The following is a 5,546-nucleotide window of genomic DNA, read 5'->3' on the forward strand; positions in this document are numbered from 1 at the left end:
GCCGCCGGGGGAGTGCTCGACCGCACGCTGACCCTGCGCCCGCCCCGCCCACTGGCCGCGGGGCGCCACGAGCTGGTGGTGTCCCTCGGCCCGGCCGGGGGCGCGGCGCAGGAGCTGGCGGTGTTCGGGCTCGAGGTGGCCCCGGACGGCTCGCTCTCGCTCGGGTCCGGGGCGCTCGGATCGGTACCGTTCGGATCGTGAGTGCCGGAAGCTGTACCGACGACGGTCGGTAACGGCGAGAGGGAGGCGACATGGCAACCGGGGACGACGACCGGAGGGGTGACGACGCGGTCGGCCGGACGGATGACGGCCCCGGGGAACGCCGCATCGTCATGGCACCGCACCTGCGTGGTCTGGAGCCCGACCCCCACCGCGGGGCCGAGGTCGACCAGAAGTCACCGGGCGAGCTCGACGAGGCGGTGCCGCGCGGGGAGTTCATCCGGAGTGTCGTGGGCACGATCGCCGGGCTGGCCGTGGCCCTCCTGGTCTATCTGGTCATGCCGGGCGACCTCGAGCACAACGCGCGCCTCACCGCGGCCGTGGCCGTGCTGCTCGGCATCTGGTGGATGACCGAGTGCATCCCCATCCCGGCGACCGCCCTGGTGCCGCTCATCGCCTTCCCCGTACTGGGTCAGGACATCTCGGTCGACGACGTGGGCGCCGAGTACGGCAACAACATCATCTTCCTGTTCATGGGCGGGTTCCTCATCGCGATCGCCATGCAGCGGTGGAACCTGCACCGTCGGATCGCCCTGCTCACCGTCCGCGCGATGGGCACCCGGTCCACGCGCGTGATCGCCGGGTTCATGATCGCGACCGGGTTCCTGAGCATGTGGGTGTCGAACACCGCGACGGCCGTGATGATGCTGCCGATCGGCGTGTCGGTGCTGATGCTCGCGTCCGAGCTCGGCGGCGGCGACGGTGACGGGAAGACCGCGATGCCGGAGATGGACCCGCAGGCGGACCCGACCTCCGACGCGGTCAAGGAGGCGGTGATCCGCTCCAACTTCGGCACGGCCCTCATGCTCGGCATCGCCTACGCGGCGTCCGTCGGGTCACTGGCGACGATCATCGGGACCCCGCCCAACACCCTGCTGGCCGGCTACCTCAGCGCCGAGCACGACATCCAGCTGGGCTTCGGCCAGTGGATGCTGGTCGGGCTGCCGCTCGCGGTGGTCATGCTGGTGATCACCTGGCTCCTGCTCACCAAGGTCCTGTTCAAGCCGGAGATCGAGCGGATCCCCGGTGGGCGGAAGCTGTTCGACGACGAGCTGCGCAGACTCGGCCCCACGTCGTCCGGAGAGAAGCGCGTCCTGGCCGTCTTCGTGGCGGCCGCGGTGGCGTGGGTGGCGGTCCCGCTGGTGTTCGAGGACCCGCCGATCTCGGACGCGGGCATCGCGCTCGCGGCCGGCCTGCTGCTGTTCCTGCTGCCCGCCGGGTCCCGGCGGGGCGTGCGGCTGCTGACGTGGGACGCCGCGCTGGCGCTGCCGTGGGGCGTCCTGCTGCTGTTCGGCGGCGGCCTCGCGCTGTCGTCGCAGTTCTCCGGCTCGGGGCTCACCGACTGGATCGGCGAGCAGGCCGCTGCGCTGGGCGCCCTGCCGGTCGTCCTGTTGGTGGTGGTGGCCGCGACGGGGATCATCTTCCTCACCGAGCTGACGAGCAACACCGCCACCGCCGCGACGTTCCTGCCGGTGGCCGGCGGCGTCGCCCTGGGGCTCGGGGTGGACCCGATGTTGCTGGCGGTGCCGGTCGCGCTCGCCGCCACCTGCGCGTTCATGCTGCCGGTGGCGACCCCGCCCAACGCGATCGCCTACGGCTCCGGGTACGTGACGATCGGTCAGATGATCCGGGGCGGCCTGTGGCTCAACCTCATCGGGATCGTGCTCATCACGGTGGTCACCATGACGCTGTTGGTGTGGGTGTTCGGGTTGACCGTCTGACGGACGGTCGCGGGGGACCGCGAGCGCGGTCTCACCCGAGCTCGCGCCGCATCACGATCCGGGGGAAGCCCGCCGTCACCGAGGACGTGTCGGCGACCTTGACGAATCCCGCGGCCTCGAACAGTGAGCGGAACCCGACGAAGGCCATGGTGAGGTCGACCTTCTCCCCGCCGTTGTCCACCGGGACGGCCTCGACGGCGGGGGCGCCGTGTGCCCGGGCGAAGGCGACCGCTCCCTCGACGAGGTCGTGGGCGACGCCCCGACCCCGGTACCCGGGTCGGACCCGGATGCAGAAGATCGACCACACGGGGCGCGTGTCCACGGTCGGGATCACCCGCGACCGGGCGACGGGCAGGTGGTGGCGCGGCGCGACGGCCGCCCAGCCCACGGGCTCGGACCCGAGGTAGGCGAGCATCCCCGGGGCGACCTCTGCCGCGCACAGGTCGCGGACCCGGTCGCCCCGGGCGCGGCCGACCAGTGACCTGTTGGTCGCGGAGTCCACCCGGTGACTGAGGCACCAGCACACCGAGGCATCGGGGTCCTTCCGGGGGCCCAGGAGAACCGCCACGTCGTCGAACCGGGTGGCGGGGCGTACGACGACGCCGTCGGTGGAGGAGTTCATGGGGCCGTCCTCGAGTCTCGTCGACCTGCGACGGGTCCGACGCTAGTCCGCCGGCGCGCCCCCGGCATCCGACCGACCGGCCCGTGGTGGACACCGCCGACCGGGGCGCTAGCGTCGGGGCATGTCCGTCCCACGCGAACCCTCCCGCCGCTCGGCCGTCGAGCCGTTCCACGTGATGAGCGTCCTCGCGGCCGCGGCCAGGCGCCAGGAGACCCACGGGGACGTGATCTCCCTGTGCGCCGGGCAGCCCTCGACCCCGGCCCCGGCACCGGTACTGGCCGCGGCACGCCGGGCCCTGGACACCGAGATCCTCGGCTACACCGAGGCCGTGGGGATCCGGCCCCTGCGGGAGGCGATCGCCGCGTATCACCGGCGACGGGACGGGCTCGACGTGAGTGCCGACGACGTCGTCGTCACCACCGGTTCCTCCGGAGGCTTCACCGCGCTCTTCCTCGCCGCCTTCGACCCCGGCGACACCGTGGTCATGGCCCGCCCCGGGTACCCCGCCTACCGCAACACCCTCCAGGCGCTGGGGTGCCGCGTCCACGAGATCGCCTGCGGGGCGGACACGCGGTATCAGCCCACCGTCGCGCAACTCGAGGCGGTCACGGCGGAGCTCGGCCACGCACCCGCCGGGCTCATCGTCGCCAGCCCCGCCAACCCGACCGGCACGATCATCGACGCGGACGAGCTCGCCGCGCTGGCCCGGTGGTGCGACGCGCACGGCACGCTGCTCATCAGCGACGAGATCTACCACGGCGTCACCTACGGCCGGGAGTGCGCGAGCGCATGGCGGACCAGCCGCGAGGCGGTGGTGATGGGCTCGGTGTCCAAGTACTTCTCCATGACCGGTTGGCGCATCGGCTGGATGCTGCTGCCCGAGTACCTCCGCGACCCCGTTGACCGGCTCGTGGGCAACCTGACGATCTGCCCGCCGGCGGACGCGCAGTTCGCCGCCGTCGCCGCCTTCACCGACGAGTCGACCGCCGAGCTCGACCTCCACGTCCAGCGCTACGCCCGCAACCGCGACCTCGTGCTGCGCCGGCTGGGCGAGCTCGGGGTGGGGGAGATCGCTCCGCCCGACGGCGCCTTCTACGCCTACTTCGACGTCTCGCGGTGGACCGACGACTCGGTGGCGTGGTGCGCACGGATCCTCGACCGAACCAGGGTCGCGCTCACGCCGGGAGTGGACTTCGACACCGTCGACGGCCGCCACACCGTCCGGCTGAGCTTCGCCGGGGCGACCGATGAGATCGCCGAGGCCATGGACCGGCTCGAGGCGGAACTGGCCCCGTAGGCACCGGCCCGCGGGCGATGTGGGCGCCGTCGGCCCCGGGGACGTGGCGCCCCCGCCGGACAGCGGGCCGCAGGTGGCCGACGTGGCGTCCCCGCCGGTGACGCCGGGCGGCTACCGTCGGCGCATGGGTTCCGCCGAGATCATCACCGCCAGCGTCTACATCACCCGGCCGTGGCTGCTGCTGCAGGCGCCGCTGACGGTCGAGCAGGTCTACCTCAACGCCCGCGAGATCCTCGCCGGGTCCACCGGCGGCTCGGTCATCTCCTGAACGGGCTGCGATACTGGGGGGCGTGACCGCCCAGAACACCTCGCCCGCCCGGGCCGCAAAGCCCCGGATTTCCAACGTCCTCGCCTCGCGCTACGCGAGCGTCGACCTGGCCACGCTGTGGTCCGCCGAGCACAAGATCGTGCTCGAGCGCCAGCTGTGGATCGCGGTACTACGCGCGCAGCGCGACCTGGGGATCGACGTCCCCGACGGCGTGATCGAGGCATACGAGGCGGTGGTCGACCGCGTCGACCTCGCGTCGATCGCCGAGCGCGAGCGGGTCACCCGGCACGACGTCAAGGCCCGCATCGAGGAGTTCAACGACCTCGCCGGTCACGAGCACATCCACAAGGGCATGACGAGCCGGGACCTCACCGAGAACGTCGAGCAGCTGCAGGTGGTGCGCTCGCTCGAGCTGGTGCGCGACCGGGGCGTCGCCGCGGCCCGTCGTCTGGCCGAGCACGCCGTGGCCCACCGCGACACGGTCATGGCGGGACGCAGCCACAACGTCGCCGCGCAGGCCACCACCCTCGGTAAGCGCTTCGCCTCCGCGGCGGACGAGCTGGTGGTCGCCCTCGAGCGGGTCGAGTCGCTCCTCGAGCGGTACCCGCTGCGCGGCATCAAGGGCCCGATGGGCACCGCCCAGGACATGCTGGACCTCCTCGGCGGGGACGCCGCCAAGATGGCCGAGCTCGAGGGCCGGATCGCCGATCACCTGGGCTTCGTCCGCACCTTCGACTCGGTCGGGCAGGTCTATCCGCGGTCGCTGGACCACGAGGTCGTCTCCGCGCTCGTGCAGCTCGGGGCGGGCCCGTCCTCGCTGGCGCAGACCATCCGACTCATGGCGGGTCACGAGCTCGTCACCGAGGGCTTCCAGCCCGGGCAGGTCGGCTCCTCGGCGATGCCGCACAAGATGAACACCCGCTCGTGCGAGCGGGTCAACGGCCTGCAGGTGGTCCTGCGCGGGTACGGGTCCATGGCCGCCGAGCTCGCGGGCGCGCAGTGGAACGAGGGCGACGTGTTCTGCTCGGTCGTGCGCCGCGTCGCGCTCCCGGACGCGTTCTTCGCGCTGGACGGCATGTTCGAGACCTTCCTGACCGTCCTCGACGAGTTCGGCGCCTACCCCGCGGTGATCGACAAGGAGCTGCAGCGTTACCTGCCGTTCCTCGCCACCACCAAGGTGCTCATGGCCGCGGTGCGCGCCGGGGTCGGTCGCGAGCTCGCCCACGAGGCGATCAAGGAGAACGCCGTCGCCGTGGCCCTGGCCATGCGCGAGGAGGGCCGCGAACCCGACCTCATCGACCGGCTCGCCGCGGACGACCGACTGCCCCTCGACCGTCCGGCGCTCGAGGCGGCGCTGGCGGACCGCGCGGCGTTCGTCGGGGCGGCCGGCGATCAGGTCGACGCCGTGGCCGCGCGCGT

5 protein-coding genes and 1 pseudogene are annotated in these 5,546 nt (G+C 72.5%); 5 read left to right on the forward strand and 1 reads right to left on the reverse strand.

Features of this window, described 5'->3' with window-relative positions; genetic code table 11:
- Together G6030_RS04815 and G6030_RS04820 are read left to right on the forward strand one after the other, a co-directional pair.
- Window positions 1-201, forward strand: a pseudogene (locus G6030_RS04815) (endo-1,5-alpha-L-arabinanase); the annotation flags it as partial.
- A gap of 131 nt (window positions 202-332) precedes the next feature.
- Window positions 333-1,940 carry a DASS family sodium-coupled anion symporter gene (locus G6030_RS04820; RefSeq protein WP_182642372.1) on the forward strand — a complete coding sequence of 536 codons (1,608 nt, stop codon included), beginning with the start codon at window positions 333-335 and terminating at the stop codon, window positions 1,938-1,940.
- A gap of 31 nt (window positions 1,941-1,971) precedes the next feature.
- Here G6030_RS04820 and G6030_RS04825 read toward each other — a convergent pair whose 3' ends face one another.
- Window positions 1,972-2,562 (reverse strand): GNAT family N-acetyltransferase, encoded by a 591-nt coding sequence (locus G6030_RS04825; RefSeq protein WP_182642369.1) that lies wholly within the window; start codon window positions 2,560-2,562, stop codon window positions 1,972-1,974.
- A gap of 121 nt (window positions 2,563-2,683) precedes the next feature.
- On the opposite strand from G6030_RS04825, the gene G6030_RS04830 reads away from it, so the two are divergent.
- The 3 genes from G6030_RS04830 to purB all read left to right on the forward strand — a co-directional run.
- Window positions 2,684-3,859 carry an aminotransferase class I/II-fold pyridoxal phosphate-dependent enzyme gene (locus G6030_RS04830; RefSeq protein WP_182642370.1) on the forward strand — a complete coding sequence of 392 codons (1,176 nt, stop codon included), beginning with the start codon at window positions 2,684-2,686 and terminating at the stop codon, window positions 3,857-3,859.
- Window positions 3,860-3,983: 124 nt separating this feature from the next.
- Window positions 3,984-4,127 carry a hypothetical protein gene (locus tag G6030_RS04835; RefSeq protein ID WP_156509565.1) on the forward strand — a complete coding sequence of 48 codons (144 nt, stop codon included), beginning with the start codon at window positions 3,984-3,986 and terminating at the stop codon, window positions 4,125-4,127.
- A gap of 22 nt (window positions 4,128-4,149) precedes the next feature.
- Window positions 4,150-5,546, forward strand: a 1,397-nt coding sequence (gene purB, locus G6030_RS04840) for an adenylosuccinate lyase (protein WP_182642371.1), incomplete at its 3' end; no start/stop codon positions are given.

It is taken from the genome of Dietzia sp. E1, from assembly GCF_014145015.1.
In the GTDB taxonomy this organism is placed as follows: domain Bacteria; phylum Actinomycetota; class Actinomycetes; order Mycobacteriales; family Mycobacteriaceae; genus Dietzia; species Dietzia cinnamea_A.

Coding starts and splice junctions, on each gene's coding strand:
- G6030_RS04820 (WP_182642372.1), top strand. CDS start 333: ATGGCACCGCACCTGCGTGGTCTGGAGCCCGACCCCCACCGCGGGGCC.
- G6030_RS04825 (WP_182642369.1), bottom strand. CDS start 2,562: ATGAACTCCTCCACCGACGGCGTCGTCGTACGCCCCGCCACCCGGTTC.
- G6030_RS04830 (WP_182642370.1), top strand. CDS start 2,684: ATGTCCGTCCCACGCGAACCCTCCCGCCGCTCGGCCGTCGAGCCGTTC.
- G6030_RS04835 (WP_156509565.1), top strand. CDS start 3,984: ATGGGTTCCGCCGAGATCATCACCGCCAGCGTCTACATCACCCGGCCG.